Below are 16461 nucleotides of genomic sequence, written 5' to 3' on the forward strand. Positions count from 1 at the left end.
GGCATGGCCCGACGACCCGTCCGGCGCTCCGCGGAACCGAGCGCGTATCGCGGTCGTGGGACGATCGGGCCATGCTGCTGGAGACCCCCAGGCTCGTACTGCGCCGCTTCCGTGCCGAGGACGCGCCGCCGCTGGCCGCGTACCGGTCGGATCCGCTGGTGGCCCGCTACCAGAGCTGGACCGCACCAGTGTCGCTCGACTCGGCCGTCCGGATGGTGCGGGGCATGGCCGCGGGATCGCCCGAGGAACCGGGATGGTTCCAGTACGCGATCGAGCTCAAGGCCGACCGCTGTCTGGTGGGGGACGTCGGGGTCTGCCTGCACGAGAACCGTATGCAGGCAGAGCTCGGCTTCACCCTGGCCGGCGACCGGCAGAGGCACGGTTACGCCACGGAGGCCGTACGAGCCGTCCTCGGCGATCTCTTCGAGCGCCGGGGACTGCACCGCGTCTCCGCCGAGTGCGACGCGCGCAACGACCGCTCGGCACGGCTGCTGCGACGGCTCGGCTTTGTCCAGGAGGGCCTTCTCCGCCAGGCCACCTGGCTCAAGGACGAGTGGACGGACGACCTGCTGTTCGGCCTACTGGCCTCGGACTGGCAGTCGTCCGGCAGGCCGTAGTCCGTGCTTGTCCCGTCCGTCACGCGTCGGTCGCCGCGTACACCCGGCGGCCGTCGACGAACGTCTGGAGCACCCGCGTGGCGGCGATCTTCTCCGGCGGCCCGGCGAACGGGTCCCGGTCCAGGACGACGAGGTCGGCGAGCCTGCCGACGGTGATGCTGCCGGTGATGTCGTCGAGGTGGTTGGCGTGGGCGCTGCCCGCCGTGTACGCGGCGACGGCGGCGCCGAGGTCGATCCTCTGGTCCGGCAGGAAGGCCGGGGTGCCCTCGGGTGCGTCGGGGGCGACGCGGTTGACGGCGACGTGGAGGGCCGCCAGGGGGTCGGGGCTGCTGACCGGCCAGTCGCTGCCCGCGGCGAGGGTGGCTCCGGCGCGCAGGAGGTCGCCGAACGGGTACTGCCAGGCGGCCCGTTCGGGGCCGAGGAACGGGATGGTGAGTTCGTCCATCTGCGGTTCGTGGGCGGCCCACAGCGCCTGGAGGTTGGCGGTCGCGCCCAGTGCGCGGAAGCGCGGTACGTCCTCGGGGTGGACGACCTGGAGGTGGGCGAGGTGGTGGCGGGTGTCGCGCCATCCGTTGGCGGCGCGGGCCGCCTCCACGGCGTCCAGCGCCTCACGCACCGCCCGGTCGCCGAGCGCGTGGAAGTGGACCTGGAAGCCGAGCGCGTCGAGTTCGGTGACGTACTTCTTCAGCTCGCCCGGCTCGACGAAGCTGAGGCCGGAGTTGTCGGAGGCGCAGCCGCAGCGGGTGAGATACGGGCCCAGCAGGGCGGCGGTGTGGTTTTCGGCGATGCCGTCCTGCATGACCTTCACGCTGGTGGCCCGGAACCGGCCCCTGCTCAACTCCTCCCTGCGCGCGGCGAGTTCGGGGATCTGCTCGCCGCCCCGGCCCCGGTCCCACCACAGCGCGCCGACGACCCGGGCGGTGAGGAGACCGCGGTCGACAGCCTCGTGATAGGCGGGTGTCGGATCGGTCATGTTGGCGTACTCGCCGACGATGGCGTCCTGCCAGGCGGTGACCCCGTACGAGTGCAGCACCGACTGGGCCCTCAGCAGTGCGGCGAGTTGTTCCTCGGGGGTGCGGTCGGGCATCAGGCGCGACACCAGGTGGGCCGCGCCCTCCTGGAGCATGCCGGTGGGGTTGCCGTCGGCGTCCCGCTCGATGCGGCCGTCGGACGGGTCGGGGGTGCGGGCGTCGATGCCGGCCCGTTCCAGGGCACGGGAGTTGACCCAGGCCCCGTGGTGGTCGCGGTTGGGCAGGAACACGGGCCGGTCGGGGACGACCGTGTCGAGCAGCACGGCAGTGGGTGTGCCGCCGGGGAAGGCCTCCAGGGACCAGCCGCCCCCGGTGATCCATTCGGCGTCCGGGTGCTCGTCGGCGTACGCCCTGACGCGCCGCAGGTACTCCTGCGGGTCGACGGTGTCGTTCAGATGGCACAGGCCCAGTTCGGTGCCCGCGCCCTGGGGGTGGACGTGTGCGTCCTGGAAGCCGGGCAGCAGCAGCCGTCCGGCGAGGTCGACGACCTCGGTGCCGGTACCGATCAGCTCGTGGACCTCGTCGTGGCCGACGGCGACGATCCGCCCGCCGCGCACGGCCACGGCGGTGGCCCGGCTGCGCGCGGCGTCGACGGTGTGGACGGGTCCGCCGGTGAGGACGAGGTCGGCGGCCTGAGGGTGGGACATGTGTTCAACGCTCCAGAGGGGAGGGGGTCGGACGGTCCAGCGGGAGAGAATCAGACGGCGGTTCGGTCCATCGGGAGGGCGAGCGCGTCGGCGTCGGTGCCGCGCCCGGTGGTGAAGCAGGGCGAGCGGCGGGCGTACTTGGCGACGGCCGCCATGACGAGTCCGCTCAGCACGATGGTGACGGGCAGGGAGAGCATGAACCAGCCGTTGTCGGGGCTGAGTTCGATGTGGTCGGTCATGGTCAGGTACGAGTATCCGAGGTAGCCGCCGAGGCCCAGCAGGATCAGCCCGGAGGCGGCCGGCACGCCGACGGCGAGCAGTGCCTCGCGGGGTCCGTCGTGGCGGGCGGCGCGGAAGCGGACGGCGCAGGCGAGCGCCGTGAGGCCGTAGTACAGGGCGACGACGAGACCGATGGCGTTGACGGCGGCCAGCAGCATGTCGCTCAGCTTGGGGATGGCCATGGCGAGCAGGGCGATGGCGGTGGCGATCGACATGACGACGAGGGTTCCGGCGGCGGGCGTGCCGTACTTGGGGTGGATACGGGTCCACACCGGGCCCATCGTGCGGTCGCGGCCCATGGCGAGCAGTCCGCGGGCGGTGGGGATGACGGAGGACTGGACCGAGGCGACGGCCGAGAACATAAGGGCGAGCAGCGGGAGGCTGGCCCAGGGTTCGGCGGCGAGCTTGGCGCCGAGGTACGGGAGGGCCTGCGGGCCGTTCTCGATGAGTTCGGGCAGGCTCATCTCCCGCTGGAAGGCGACCGAGGCGAAGATGAAGAGCCCGAGCATGGCGAACAGGGCGATGAATCCGCCGCGGGCCGAGTCGCCGGGGCTCCTGGTCTCCTCGGTGACGCTGAACGCCGCGTCCCAGCCCCAGAAGAAGAACACCGCGAGGACCATGCCCTGTGCGAAGGCCGTGCCGCTGGAGATCTCGAAGGGGTTGAACCACGCCCAGGAGAAGCCCTGGTTGCCGGTGACCAGGGCCCAGGTGCAGAAGACCAGCAGGACGGCGTACTCGAAGACCAGCAGGCCGAACTGGAGCCGGGTGGCGCTGCGCACCCCGGTGATCGCGAGGACGGTGACGGCGGCGAGGACCACCAGACCGACGACCGTGCTCACGGCGGTGGACGTCGGGTCGAGGGCGATCCCGGCGAGGGAGTCCAGGCCGGCCTTGTTGGCGAAGATCAGCACGACCGAGCCGGTCACCGCGCTCGTGTAGGCGAGGAAGATGATCGAGCCGACGAGGGTGACCCAGCCGGCCAGGAAGCCAGGCCAGGGTCCGAGGGACTTGCCGACCCACGTGTAGCCGTTGCCACAGTTGGGTTCCGAGCGGTTGAGGCGGGCGAAGGCGGTGGCGATGCCGAGGACGGGCAGGAACGCCAGGAGCAGCAGGGCCGGGGCCTGGAGACCGACGATCGTGCCGATGGCGCCCATGCCGATGGCGATGCTGGTGGTGGCCGCCGTGCTGGAGGCGGCGATGGCGACACCGTCGACGACGCCGAGCGAGCGGCGCAGTTCGGCGGGCGGGCGGTCCGGGGCGGACTTGCCGGGAGCGAGGGAGGACATCAGGGCTCCTCACGAGGAGGGAGAGGGACGGGAGGAAGAGCCGTGTGGGGTTGCGAAGGATGGAACAACGGCCGCACATCTTCCGTCAATGCTGTTGACATAAGGCGGGTGTGAGCCGTTCACTGAGCGTGCAGAGGCCCGTCGACCGTGCGAAGGGACCCGCCCTCATGCCCACCCGCGCCCCACAGGAACGCCGCCGCCGTCGCCCGACCGCCTCGGGCGTCGTGCTGTCCAAGGAACTCATCACCGAGACCGCGCTGCGGCTGATCGGCGAGCACGGTCCGGAGGCGCTGAGCGTGCGCCGCCTCGGCGCGGCCCTCGGGTGCGACCCGAGCGCGCTCTACCGCTACTTCCGCAACACCGACGACCTGCTGCTGGCCATTGCCGACCGGATCATCGGGGACACCATGGTCGGATTCGTCGCGGGTCCCGACTGGATCGCCTCGCTGCGCGACATGGCGATGCGGGTACGTGCCGGATACCTCGCCCATCCGCGGGCTGCTGCCATGGCCTCGTACCGGGTCACGCGTCGTGAGAACGAGTTCCGTGCCGTGGAGACCGGGGTCGGTCTGCTGCTCTCCGCAGGCTTCCCGCCGGCTGATGCCGTCCGCCTCTACCTGGCCTTCATCGACACGGTTCTCAGCCACGCGGCTCTCGACGCGGCATGCCATGCGCTCCCCCGAGAACAGCGCGAAGCCGACGAGCGGGCGTGGACAGAGGCCTACCAGTCCGTCGACCCGGCGGCCTACCCGGCGCTGAGCGAGGTGCGGGGCGAACTGCACGCCATGGCCGAGAGCTCCTTCGAACTGGCCGTGGACCTGCTGCTCGACGCACTCGCGGCCAAGGCCTCGGCCCTTCACGCGCGGGCGTGAACCGCTCCCCCGAGGCGCACTGTCGCCCTCCGTACGGAGCGGTCATGCTTGCCCGGACGAGTCGGAACGAACGATCGACGGAGCCCGTATGACGACGGACAGGGACACACAGGTCGAGGTGAGGCCGGTCGCGGGACACATCGGCGCGGAGATCACGGGCGTCGACCTGGCCGGGGACCTGGACGACGCGGTGGTCGCCCAGATCAGGGCGGCGGTGCTGCGCTGGAAGGTGGTGTTCTTCCGGGAGCAGCGCCTGGACCACTCCTCGCATGTCGCGTTCGCCCGGCGGTTCGGCGAACCGGTCCGCCTCGGCAAGCGCGGTAGCGCGTCACCCCCGGACTTCCCGGAGGTCGAGACGACGGCAGACCGGCTGGAGCTCGGCGGGCGCTACGGCATGGACCACGACGAGTGGCTGCGCAGGCGCCGGCACTCGCTGTTGCGCGGCTGGCACTGCGACCACGGCGCCCGCGTCGATCCGCCGGCCGCGACCATCCTGCGCGCGGAGGACGTGCCCCCGTACGGCGGCGACACGACCTGGTCCAACCTGGCGGCCGCGTACGCGGGGCTCTCCGCACCCCTGCGTGACTTCGTCGACGGGCTGCGCGCGGAGCACCGGCTGGGGGTCGGTTATCAGCCACGACCCGGCGACGACGCGTACGTACGGCATCTGCTGGACCGGCAGATCGCCTCCGACCATCCGCTGGTGCGGGTGCACCCGGAGACGGGTGAGCGGGTGCTGTTCGTCAACGGCTACTACGTCGAGCAGATCCTGGGGCTGTCCCGCATGGAGAGCGCGCCGCTGCTGGAGATGCTCCTCGGGCAGGCGACCCGGCCCGAGTACACCGTGCGGTTCCGCTGGGAGCCGGGGAGTGTGGCCTTCTGGGACAACAGGGCCACCATCCACCTGGCCCCCAGCGACACGACGCACCTGGATCATCCCCGGGTCATGCACCGGGTGATGCTCGCGGGCGATGTCCCGGTCGGCGTGGACGGCAAACCGTCGGCACCGATCGTGGGCAGCGAACCGCAGCGCTGGTGAGGACGGGGCGGTCCGGGCGAACCCGCGGGGCTCAGCCGGCCTTGGCCTGGGCCGAGATGCCACCGTCCACCGGCATCGCCACACCGGTGACGAACGACGAGCGGTCGCTGCACAGCCAGGCCGCCGCCTCGGCGATCTCCCGGGGCGACGCCATGCGCTTCTGGATCTGCGGGGCGATGAACGCCTGCTCCAGGTCCGGGTACTGACGCACGGCCTCCTCGATCATCTCGCTGCGTGTCGTACCGACGACGAGCGCGTTGACGCGGATGCCCTGGTCGCCGTACTCGGCCGCCGCCGCGCGGGTGATCCCCAGGATGGCGTGCTTGGACGCGACGTACGGGACGGAGGCTCCGGTCGCGTAACGGCCCGCCGTACTGCTGGTGTTGACGATGGAGCCGCCCTTGCCCGACGCGAGCATCACGGGCAGCTGGTGCTTCATGCAGTTCCATACGCCCCGGACGTTGACGTCCATCGTGCGGTCGTACACCTCGTCGTCGGTCTCGTGCAGGAGGGTGCCGACGGTGGCGTAACCCGCGTTGTTGAAGGCGGAGTCGAGTCCGCCGAAGTGTTCCACGGCCGCCTCGACCGCGCGGCGGACGTCGGCCGCGACGGCGACGTCGCCCGGTACGGCGAGCGCCCGCCCGCCGGCCGCTCCGATCTCCTCCGCGAGCGTCTTCAACCGCTCTTCGCGGCGTGCGGTCAGGACGACCGCCGCGCCCTCCTCCGCGAACAGCCGTGCCGCGGCCGCGCCGATACCGCTGGACGCACCCGTGATCATGACCACCTGGCCCGCGAGCAGGCCCTGGTGGCTCCCCTGTGTGATCTTCTGTCCGGTCATCGGGCGAGCATACGCATCACGACGTCGGCCGCAGCAGGGGCGAATCAGCCCCTCCGGTCAGCCCTCCCGGTCACCTCTTCCGGTCAGCCCTTCCGGCTGCTGAGCCGCCGCCAGACGAGGTCGATGAGCCACGCGTTGGCCATGGCGGACGCGGCGAGTACGGCGTACAGCCAGGCCGTCGATCCGTCCGGCACCGCCAGGATCAGCAGGCTGGTCGGGGCCGTGAAGAGAATCGGGATCACCGCGGCGAAGGAGGCATCACCCGTGGGCTGCGACGACACGACGGCCAGCCAGACGATCAGCGCGGCGGACACCGCGAGATACAGACGAGCGGGCCAGGTGCCGAAAGGAGCGCTCAGCGTCTGGCCCCCGGTGACTGAACTCATCGTGCTTGCTCCCTCGTACGAGAGGTTCCGGCCACTCCGGCTCCCCGCTGCGGTCCAGTCTCTTCGGCCGGGTCCGGTGAGGCATGAGTTCACATACTCAGGTCGGCGGTACGTGTACTCACTGAGCCACCGCGTCCGAGTCACCGCCGCGTCGACGGGGTCTACGCGCCCGAGTCGAAGGTCCCGTACTGGGGCAGGGCCGTCGTCTCGTAGATCTGGGACGTCACTCCGCTCGGTGTCGTCTCGCTGTGCAGGAGCCGCAGCCCGGACGGCTCACCGTTCTCCGGGAACAGCCGGCGGCCGCTGCCCACGACCACCGGCGCGATCATCAGGCGCACCTCGTCGACCAGCCCGGCGGCCAGCAGGGAAGCGCCCAGGCGAGCACTGCCGTGGATCTGCAGCTCACGGCCCGGCCGACGCTTCAACTCGGCGACCTGGGCCGGTACGTCTCCGGAGAGGATGGTGGACGGGTCCCAGTCGGCAGTCGTCAGGCTGTGCGAGGCGACGTACTTCGGCAGGCCGTTGAGCTTGGTGCCGATCGGGTCGTCCGGGTCGTTCATCTTCGGCCAGTCCCTGGCGAAGTTGACGTAGGTGCGGCGGCCGAACAGGAACGCGTCCGCCTCGTCGAGCCAGCCCGTGACGATCCGCATGAACGCGTCGTCCAGGTGCGGCACGAGCCAGCCTCCCCGTGTGAACCCGTCGCTGGTGTCCTCCTCCGGGGAGCCCGGGCCCTGTGCCACACCGTCCAGCGACAGGAACTCCTGCAGAATCAGTCTCATGGTGCACTGCCCTTCCTCGGTTCGAGGCGCTCGCCGCCTCCGGCCAGTACCGACTCTGCGCCGCGCCGAAACTCATCGGCTCCTGACACGCTCATCGATGCATGTCCCGCGCCGGCGATGTCTGCCGCTGCCACGGGTCGCCGTCACCGTTCGGCCGAAACGCGGGGAGCGCCCGGTGACACGGACCGCCCGCGCACCCAGCCGTACATCACCACCGAGCACACCGCCGCGAACGCGCACCACGTCGAGACGAACTCCAGCTCCCACAGCGCCCAGCAGACCACCACGCCGACGGCGACCAGAACGCCCAGCAGCACAAGGATCCGGTCGCCGGAGAGCAGCAGGGAGCCGACCGTGGCCAGCAGGTAGCCCGCCACGAGGAGTTCGGCCTGCGGCAGATCGATGACGTATCCGACGGTGTGGCCGCGGATGTCGGCGGTCACGGAGTGGGTGGCGAGGTTGTACGAGAGGGTCGCCGCGGTGGCGAGACCGGCGGCGAGCGGGATCATCAGCCTGCGGCGGACACTCGGCGGCGTCGCGCACAGCACGGCCACCGGCATCCACACCGCCAGCAGCGGAAGCGCCATCGCCGCCCAGGCCACGGTGGCGGGTCCCGTGCCTCCCCCGGAACGCCACACCAGGGACTCGACCACCTGGTGTGCCCCGAGCAGCAACGGCAGCCCGGCCAGCGGCAGGTCACCGACCCTGCGGGTCCGTGCCACGCAGGCGACTCCGACGGCGGCGATGCCGCAGCCCGCCACGAGATCGGCCGTCGCGCTCCAGCACATCACGCCACCAGGTGTTTCGTCTCTCGGGGTTCCTGCCCTGCGGTGGCCACGCTACGGCCCGGCCCGCCCATGCCCTCGCTGACACGACCGTCGTGCCGCTGACCGGCGGCCGGAGCAGCGGCACGACCGGCGGCCGGAGCAGCGACATGACCGGCGGCCGAGGATTGCCGGGGGCAGTAAGCGCTCTCTAAACTCGCGTGCGATGAACTCGGAAAGCCCGGTGGACGACTCCCACTTCGACTACTGCCCCTGGGACTTCGTCCTTCGCGCGTCCGACGAGCAGCGCGCCGCGCAGGCGGCCCTTCAGAAGCGACTCGCGGCCGACGGCGCGAGTTTCGGCCCCTGCACCTACGTCTCCCCCGCCGCCGGGGTGTTCACCGACGTCCTGCGTCTGGGCGAGAACTCCTACATCGCCGGGCACGCGTACGTCACCGGCGAGGTGACGGCGGGCGCCGACTGCACGGTCAATCCGTACGCCACCGTGCGGGGCCTCGTCACCCTCGGGGACGGTGTGCGGATCGGCGCCCACAGCTCCCTGCTCGGCTTCAACCACGGATTCACGCCCGACCGGCCCGTGCACCAGCAGCCCCTCACCAGGAAGGGCATCACCGTCGGCGACGACGTGTGGATCGGCTCGAACGTCGTCGTCCTCGACGGGGTGACGATCGGCGACCACTGCGTGGTGGGCGCGGGCGCCGTCGTGACCAAGGATCTGCCGCCGTGGACGGTCGCCGCCGGGAACCCGGCCCGCCCGCTCCGGGACCGCCGCGGTCAGGGGTCCGCGCCCGTCGGAGGCCCGGTGACGGCAGACGGCCTGGGAGACACCGTCGCCCGTTTCGCGGACCGGGCCCGGGACCAGGCCGTCGGCCTCCTCGCCCGTGGCTGGAACGCGGACACCGGCCGCTACCGCGACCGGCCCGGAGCGCCCGAGACCGTCCGCGCGCACTGCGACGCCGTCGAGGTCGCCGATCTCCTCCTGCGCTCGCATCCGCCGCAACTGTCCGCCGCCGAACACGCCGAGCGGCTGCGCGCGTTGCAGGACCCCGACAGCGGACTCGTGCCCGAACTCGCCTCGGACGGCGGTCCCGGCGTGCTGCCGACCCCTGCGGCGGACGGCTGGATCGACGACGGCAGCGCGGAGTACCACGTACTGTCCGTGGGCTACGCGCTCGACCTGCTGGGCTCCCGATTCGCCCACCCGGTCCACGTCGTACGGCGCATGACGGCCGATCGGCTCGTCGCGCGCCTGGACTCGCTGCCGTGGCGGACGGGGGCGTGGTCGGCCGGTGCGTGGGTGGACTGCTGGGCGACCGGCGCGCACCGGAACCTGGAGCTGGGTGCCGAGGCAGGAGCGCCCGGCACGCTGGAGGCGCTGTTCGGCTGGCTGGGCACCCGGGTGGATCCCTGGACGGGGATGTGGGGCGAGGCCGCCTCCCCCGCGGCGGGCCGGCTCCAACTGGTCAACGGCTACTACCGCCTCACTCGCGGCTCGTTCGCTCAGTTCGGGCTGCAAGTGCCGTATCCGGAACGGGTGGTGGACACCGTGCTGGCCCACGGCGGTGATCCGCGCTGGTTCGCGGCGGGCCGTCAGAACGCGTGCAATGCGCTGGACGTGGCGCACCCGTTGTGGCTCGCCGGACGGCAGACCCGCCACCGCGCGGCCGAGGCGCGGGCCTGGGCCGGGGAACAGCTGGCCCAGGCGCTGGAGCGGTGGCGGGACGGGGCCGGTTTCGGGTTCGGCCCGCCCGGCGAGGGCGGTTCGGGTCCCGGTCGGGACCCGGGGCTGCAGGGCACCGAGATGTGGCTGGCGATCATCTGGCTGCTGGCCGATCTGGTGGGTGTGGCGGACCGGCTGGACTACCGGCCGCGCGGCGTCCACCGCCCGGAGGCCGCCCGCTCACCCGTATCGCGGATCCCTGCTCAGCCGATTCCCATCGACAACTCGCTGTAGTAGAAGTCGTGGTCCGAGTGCACGGTCGGGCGGGTTCCGGTGCCGGCCCAGCGTGCGGCGCCCCGCTCTCCCCACACGAACAGGTAGTCGAGCTTGCGGCCGTCCTCGTAGGTCGGAAAGGCGTATGGCGGCTCGGACTCACGAGGGCCGCTCGCCTCGACGCCGTCGTACATGACGTCCAACTCCGGTGCGTCGGGCAGGGCGTTCAGGTCACCGGCGATGACGAGCGGGCCGTCCGCACCCAGCGTGTGCGAGCCGTCCGGTTTCCAGCCGTGCCGGATGAACGCCGCCTGGGCCTCCCGTTCACCGTCCTTCGTGACGCCGACGCTCAAGTGCGTGCTGCACGCGGTGACTTGGGGTCCCGAGGGGCCCTGGTCTCCGGCGGCGCGTACGACGGCGCAGATGATTCCCCGCTCCCCGCCCCTGTTGTCCGGGTTGGGCAGCAGGGCCGGTGGCAGGATCTTCGTGGCCGCGTGGAACAGGATGGCATTGCCGTACGGCTGGCCGTCGACGCAGTCCGTACCGGTGTCGATGAAGGCGCTGCGCAGGCCCAACTCCCGGGCGAACCGCTCGCCTTGGGCCTTGCAGACTTCCTGGAGGCCGATGAACAGCCAGCGGTCCATGCCGCCGCGCCTGAGGCTTCTGATGGCGTCGGCTTCTTCCTTGATCCAGTCGCCGGCGTCGCCTCGATGACCGATGTTTCCGTAGATGTTGAAGCTGCCGACATAGTGGCCCTGGGTGACGTTCGGTCGGGCGGCCACGTCGGGTGCGGCGGCCGCGTCGGGGGTGGCACCGCTTCCCGCGGGGAGTGCCACCAGAACACACAACAGGGCCAGCACAATTGCCCTGGCCCCGCCGCGTCTCCTCGTACGACGCGTTGTCATGACATAGAAGATACCGTCGTAACCTGTGACCCGGCCGGACCACAGTGCCAGATGTGAATGGCCCAGTCCCCCGTGGCAGTTGGGCGCTCAGCGCCGTCGGTAGAGCGTGATCGAGTGGCCGACGTCGTCGACCGGTGTGCTGGTTTCGAGCAGTGCGGCCAGCCGCCCGTCGGCCTTCGCCGCCGAGGAGTTGGACACGACGAGCAGCCCGTGCACCTCGCCCAGCGGGGCCTTGAGCGGGTTGGCCGCGTTGATTCCGTAGTACGCGGGCACACCCGCGCCCTTGTAGACGAGCCACGCCCGCTCGCCCGGGTGGTCCCGGTGGAGGCGATGGGCGAGGCGGCCGAGGTCCTGCCCCCAGTCGACGTTCGAGTCGTGGAGCCGCAGATGGGTCTTCGAGGGCCCGCCGAACGCCTCGTTGGAGTACGGCAGGTAGTACGGAAACGTCCGCAGTGAGCTGACGGCCACGAAGCACACCAGCGCGGCCGTCACTCCGTACACCCACCGGCGGCGCAGGAGCGTCACACCGGCGGCGGCGACCGCCGCGAACATCGGTACGAAGATCGCGTACCGGACGCCGAGGTCGCGGGCGCCGTTCATGGACACGGCCAGCAGTAGGCCGGCGGGGACGAGTACGTACGGTGCCGCGGGCCGCAATCGACGCATTGCCAGGACCGCGACGGCGCCGGCGAACCACAGGACGAGCATGCCGAGCGGGGTCTTCACCAGGAGCGCTGCCGGCAGGTAGTACCAGAGCGAGCCCTCGTACAGCCGGCCGAACAGGAAGCCCTGCCAGATGTCGTACTCGAAGCCGAACTGGATGCGCATGCCGTCCCGGTAGGCCTCCGGGAAGGGCAGCCACGCGGCGACACGGCCGCGCGTCCCGCGGATGTCCGGCACGTTCTCGGGCTGCGTCCAGTGCAGGCGCGGGTCGACGACGAGGTAGGTGGCCCATACGACGGCGACCGCCACGAGGGCCAGGCCGACGGCGACCGCGGCGCCCTGCGCGAGGATCCGCAGCCGTTCGCGTGGGTCGAGCCCGGGTGTCCGCCGGGCATACCAGAACGACAGGACGGCCAGCAGCATCAGGACGGGAACCACCGCGAGCATGCTCATCTTGGTGGCCACGGCCGCGCCCACCGCCACCCCGGCGAGCGGCAGGCAGAGGTACGGTCGTTGCCGCGCCCGCCACAGGAGCCAGACGGACGTGAGCAGGAAGCCGGCCGCGGGGACGTCGAGCGTGGCCAGCGATCCGTTCGCGATGACGTCCGGCGAGAACGCGTACAGGGCGAGGGCCACCAACCCGCCCGCCGCGCCGGTGAGATCGCGGGCGAACGCGAGGACGACGAGCCCGAACAGCAGCGTCAGCGCGATCACCGGGAGCCGTGCCCACAGCATGAGCCGCTCCGGGTCGTTGCCCGACTCGTACAGCAGGCTGCGCCCCAGGGCCGACTGGCTGCCGACGAAGCCCGAGTCGAGGTGCGCGTCGGTGAACACCAGCCCGGAGGCGATGATCAGCTTGCCCAGGGGCGGGTGTTCGGGGTTGTAACGGAGGCTGTGCTCCTTGAGGTAGACCTCGGCCGAGGCCACGTACACGGGCTCGTCGATGGTCGGGGTCTGTTCGACGGCCGTGGTGACCATCGCGACCGCCATCTGGGCGAGGAGCGCGACGACGGCCAGCACGTAGAGCGAACGCCGGTGCCGCAGAAAGCGCTTGAGCACCTCGGATCGGCCTGGCCGCCCGCCCGTTGCCGTCGATGCGGGCAGGTCGGGCGCGGTGTGCTCGTCACCGTCGAGCCCGGTGATCCGCGGCGCGCTCATGGGGCCCACCTTCCCATCAACCCCACCCTCCGTGGCGCTCTTTCGCGACGCGGCGCCCAAGTGTTGGGCGGTCCTTAACCAATGTGACGCCTGCGGCCTCTTGGCACGCGAGTGAAAACCCGGGACTCTGAACTGCACATGTCACAAAGGGCGTTGGCCCGCACAGGGCCGATCAGGAGGACACGTTGAACGGCAGTCCCGCATCGAAGCTTTCCGGATCCCGGCGTCTGCGCCGGAGATCACTCGGCGTCCTCGCGGGCGCCGCCGCTCTGGTCCTCGCCTTCCCGTCCACCGCCCTGGCGGCCCCGCCCGGCGCACTGCCCGCCAACGCGGACGGGCTGGACCAGACGTTCCAGCCCGCCTACGACTACGACACGGACGGCTGCTACTCGACGCCCGCGATCGGCCCCGGCGGCGCCGTCAACGGCGGCCTCAACCCGAGCGGCGCCCTCAACGGCCAGTGCCGCGACGCCTCGGACCTCGACAACACCAACGGCTACTCGCGCTCCAAGTGCAACAACGGCTGGTGCGCGATCGTCTACGCGCTCTACTTCGAGAAGGACCAGGCCGTGGCCGGCAGCGGTCTCGGCGGGCATCGGCACGACTGGGAGCACGTCGTGGTCTGGGTGCAGAACAACGTGGCCCAGTACGTCTCGACGTCGAACCACGGCTCGTTCACGGTCCACAACCGCTCGGCGATCCGCTGGGACGGGACGCACCCGAAGATCGTCTACCACAAGGACGGGATCAGCACGCACTGCTTCCGCGCCGCGACCGCGGGCGACGAGCCGCCGGAGAACCACAAGGGGACCTGGCAGTACCCGCCGCTCGTCGGCTGGAACGGCTATCCCGCAGGCGTGCGGGACACGCTGACGTCGTACAACTTCGGCAGTGCCACGCTCGGCATCAAGGACAGCACGTTCAACTCGCACCTGTCCTCGGCCAAGCCGTCCGGGATCGCGTTCGACCCCAACGCCTGACCCATCGCCTGACCCGACGTCACACGGAAGGCCCGCCCCCGCCGCCGGGGCGGGCCGGCAGGACCCGGGCGGCGAAGCCTACGACGTCCTGGACGATCCGTTCTGGCTCCTCCAAGTAGAGAAGGTGCCCGGCGCCCTCGTACACGACGAGGGCCGAACCGTGGATCGCGTCGAGGATCCGCTGCTGGTCGGCGCGCGGCAGCACGCTGTCCGCGTCGCCCCAGAGAACGAGCGTGGGTACGAGGATTCCCCTCAGTGTCGCGGCGAGGTCCGACTCCAGCAGGCCGCGCATGGTCTCCCGCCACACCCGTGCGGGCACCTTGCGGTTCTCCTCGGCCATCGTCGCCAGGACTCCGCGGCCCAGCGGCCGGGACGCGAGGTCGCCGAGCAGGTCCTCCACGAAAGCGCGCGGCACGGGGTCCTCGAGTTCCTGGATCCTCTCCCACAGGGCCGTGATGCCGGGCTTGTCGGCGAGCGTCGCGGGGACGCCCGCCAGGACGAGACCCCCCACCCGGTCGGGATGGCTGCCGGCGACCATCCGAGCGGCCACCCCTCCGCTCGACGCCCCCACCAGGACGGCCCGGTCGATTCCGGCCGCGTCGAGGAAGTCCACCAGGTCGTTCGCGAAGTCCTCCGGCCCGTAGCCGTCCGCGGGCACTTCGGCGTCGCCGTGGCCCCGCTGCGTGGGCGCGTACCCGTGCACCGTGGCGGGGAGCTGCCGGAGCAGCGGTTCGAACGTCCACCAGGAGTCCGCGAGGCCGTGCACGAAGACCACGGCAAGGCCCTCCGGACGGCCCGACTCGGCGTACGGGAGGACGAGCCCGCTCCTCAGCTGGGCGGACTTCACCGCGATCGCGCTCACGGCGGCCCTCCTGACGTCGGTCGGCCCCCTGGCACGCGGACCCGCGGGACGGCACCACGATCTCTCTCATCGTAATGACGAGTGCGGCGGACCGCCCGTCCAAGGCAGGACGGTCCACCGCTCCTCCGGCAGCCTCCCGGCCGGCCTCTCCCCGGATTCCCGGTTCCTGCCCAGCGGCTCCCAGGGGGCTTCTCGGCGGCTTGTCCGGGCGTACCGCCTTCAACTCCTTGCGGGCGCAGGGCGACTTCTTGCTGTCCTTGCTTCAGATCTTGACGGGCTTGGTTCAGACCTTTAGGTTCACCCATCGCCGAGGTCCCACGCATGCGCCCAACGTTCATATTCATGAACGGCGACTCCTCAACCCCCCACTCACGCAGGAGAATCCGTGCCCAGATCGACGAGATCGCCCGGCCGTCGGATACCCACGCCCCTCACCGCTCTCGCCCCGGTGGCGTCGGCCGCGTCCGCCGTGGCAGCGGCTCCGCCCACGAAGGCCACTCAGGCAGCCGCCCTCCCCACCGGCTGGGCCACAGGCCTGTGATCGCGAGAAGGAAGGGACGTTCCATGCTCGGAATCAGATCCTCCGGTCCGGTGCGCGTCGCGCTGCGGGTCCTCGTACTGCTGGCGACCCTGCTGGGCCTCGCCGCGCCACCCGCCCAGGCGGCCTCCACGGCGGCCCCGTTCAAGGTGCTCGCCCTCTACAGCGGTACGTGGGACGCCGCGCACATCAGTTTCGTCCGTGAGGCCAACCAGTGGTTCCCGGCCCGGGCCGCCGAGAACGGCTTCACCTATACGTCGAGCACCGACTGGAACCTGCTGGCCAACGGGGGCGTGAACGCGTACCAGGTCGTGCTGTTCCTCGACGATCTGCCGCAGACCGCCAACCAGCGGGCGGGCTTCGAGCGGTACATGCGCGGGGGCGGCGGCTGGCTGGGCTTCCACGTCTCGGCGTTCACGACCCAGGCGCAGAACTGGCCCTGGTACCACGAGCAGTTCCTCGGCAGCGGGAACTTCAGGTCCAACACCTGGGGTCCGACGACCGCCGTCCTGCGGACCGAGGACCGCACACACGCCTCGACCAGGAACCTGCCCGCCACGTTCACCTCGTCCGTGAGCGAGTGGTACAGCTGGTCCAACGACCTACGACGGAATCCGGACATCAAGATCCTTGCCTCGGTCGACGCGAGCAGTTTCCCGCTGGGCACGGATCCCAACCAGACCTGGTACAGCGGGTACTACCCGATCCTGTGGACGAACGCGAAGTACCGCATGCTGTATGCAAACTTCGGCCACAACGCGATGGACTACGCCACCAACACCCCGCTGTCGTCCACGTTCGCGAGTGCGACCCAGAACCGCTTCCTGCTCGACGGGCTGAAGTGGCTCGGCACCACCTGAACC

The 16461-nt window shown here is 71.0% G+C and carries 15 protein-coding genes and 1 pseudogene; 7 read left to right on the forward strand and 9 right to left on the reverse strand.

Annotated elements, in window-relative coordinates:
- Nucleotides 1–71 precede the first annotated feature (71 nt).
- Nucleotides 72–617, forward strand: coding sequence for a GNAT family N-acetyltransferase (locus ACIBEI_RS22260; RefSeq protein ID WP_398891343.1), 546 nt, complete (start codon nt 72–74; stop codon nt 615–617).
- Nucleotides 618–636: 19 nt separating this feature from the next.
- Here the strand turns inward: ACIBEI_RS22260 and ACIBEI_RS22265 are convergent, their stop codons facing one another.
- A complete protein-coding gene (locus tag ACIBEI_RS22265; RefSeq protein WP_398891345.1) occupies nt 637–2295 on the reverse strand; it encodes an amidohydrolase in 1659 nt (552 codons plus the stop codon).
- A gap of 50 nt (nt 2296–2345) precedes the next feature.
- A complete protein-coding gene (locus ACIBEI_RS22270; RefSeq protein ID WP_398891347.1) occupies nt 2346–3860 on the reverse strand; it encodes an APC family permease in 1515 nt (504 codons plus the stop codon).
- A gap of 167 nt (nt 3861–4027) precedes the next feature.
- On the opposite strand from ACIBEI_RS22270, the gene ACIBEI_RS22275 reads away from it, so the two are divergent.
- Both ACIBEI_RS22275 and ACIBEI_RS22280 read left to right on the forward strand, forming a co-directional pair.
- A complete protein-coding gene (locus ACIBEI_RS22275) occupies nt 4028–4732 on the forward strand; it encodes a TetR family transcriptional regulator (RefSeq protein WP_398891349.1) in 705 nt (234 codons plus the stop codon).
- Between the two features lie 88 nt (nt 4733–4820).
- On the forward strand, nt 4821–5771 hold the full coding sequence (locus tag ACIBEI_RS22280) for a TauD/TfdA dioxygenase family protein (protein WP_398891351.1): 951 nt from the start codon (nt 4821–4823) through the stop codon (nt 5769–5771).
- 31 nt (nt 5772–5802) lie between these two features.
- Here the strand turns inward: ACIBEI_RS22280 and ACIBEI_RS22285 are convergent, their stop codons facing one another.
- The 4 genes from ACIBEI_RS22285 to ACIBEI_RS22300 all read right to left on the reverse strand — a co-directional run bounded on the left by ACIBEI_RS22285 (nt 5803) and on the right by ACIBEI_RS22300 (nt 8562).
- Complete coding sequence (locus ACIBEI_RS22285) at nt 5803–6609, reverse strand: SDR family NAD(P)-dependent oxidoreductase (RefSeq protein WP_398891353.1); 807 nt, start codon at nt 6607–6609, stop codon at nt 5803–5805.
- Nucleotides 6610–6692: 83 nt separating this feature from the next.
- Entirely contained in the window at nt 6693–6995 is a 303-nt protein-coding gene (locus tag ACIBEI_RS22290) for an SCO4225 family membrane protein (RefSeq protein ID WP_398891355.1), read from the reverse strand.
- Between the two features lie 161 nt (nt 6996–7156).
- Nucleotides 7157–7774, reverse strand: a complete 618-nt coding sequence (locus ACIBEI_RS22295) for a dihydrofolate reductase family protein (protein WP_398891357.1) — start codon at nt 7772–7774, stop codon at nt 7157–7159.
- Between the two features lie 143 nt (nt 7775–7917).
- Nucleotides 7918–8562 carry a DUF6629 family protein gene (locus ACIBEI_RS22300; protein ID WP_398891359.1) on the reverse strand — a complete coding sequence of 215 codons (645 nt, stop codon included), beginning with the start codon at nt 8560–8562 and terminating at the stop codon, nt 7918–7920.
- Between the two features lie 202 nt (nt 8563–8764).
- Here ACIBEI_RS22300 and ACIBEI_RS22305 point away from each other — a divergent pair, with 202 nt between their 5' ends.
- Entirely contained in the window at nt 8765–10513 is a 1749-nt protein-coding gene (locus tag ACIBEI_RS22305; RefSeq protein ID WP_398891361.1) for an acyltransferase, read from the forward strand.
- Here the strand turns inward: ACIBEI_RS22305 and ACIBEI_RS22310 are convergent.
- Nucleotides 10483–11397 (reverse strand): endonuclease/exonuclease/phosphatase family protein, encoded by a 915-nt coding sequence (locus ACIBEI_RS22310; RefSeq protein ID WP_398891363.1) that lies wholly within the window; start codon nt 11395–11397, stop codon nt 10483–10485. The two genes, ACIBEI_RS22305 and ACIBEI_RS22310, sit on opposite strands and share 31 nt — an antisense overlap.
- Nucleotides 11398–11484: 87 nt before the next feature.
- Complete coding sequence (locus ACIBEI_RS22315) at nt 11485–13218, reverse strand: phospholipid carrier-dependent glycosyltransferase (RefSeq protein ID WP_398891365.1); 1734 nt, start codon at nt 13216–13218, stop codon at nt 11485–11487.
- Between the two features lie 185 nt (nt 13219–13403).
- On the opposite strand from ACIBEI_RS22315, the gene ACIBEI_RS22320 reads away from it, so the two are divergent.
- Complete coding sequence (locus tag ACIBEI_RS22320; protein WP_398891367.1) at nt 13404–14198, forward strand: NPP1 family protein; 795 nt, start codon at nt 13404–13406, stop codon at nt 14196–14198.
- A gap of 19 nt (nt 14199–14217) precedes the next feature.
- Here ACIBEI_RS22320 and ACIBEI_RS22325 read toward each other — a convergent pair whose 3' ends face one another.
- Nucleotides 14218–15060 carry an alpha/beta fold hydrolase gene (locus ACIBEI_RS22325; protein WP_398891369.1) on the reverse strand — a complete coding sequence of 281 codons (843 nt, stop codon included), beginning with the start codon at nt 15058–15060 and terminating at the stop codon, nt 14218–14220.
- Nucleotides 15061–15445: 385 nt separating this feature from the next.
- Between ACIBEI_RS22325 and ACIBEI_RS22330 the strand changes: the two genes are divergently transcribed.
- Nucleotides 15446–15601: a hypothetical protein gene (locus ACIBEI_RS22330; RefSeq protein ID WP_398891371.1), complete on the forward strand. Its 156-nt coding sequence runs from the start codon at nt 15446–15448 to the stop codon at nt 15599–15601.
- Between the two features lie 23 nt (nt 15602–15624).
- Nucleotides 15625–16449 (forward strand): annotated as a pseudogene (locus ACIBEI_RS22335) (ThuA domain-containing protein); the annotation flags it as partial.
- Nucleotides 16450–16461 lie beyond the last annotated feature (12 nt).

Source organism: Streptomyces sp. NPDC050988, from assembly GCF_044456225.1.
Taxonomy (GTDB): Bacteria; Actinomycetota; Actinomycetes; order Streptomycetales; family Streptomycetaceae; genus Streptomyces.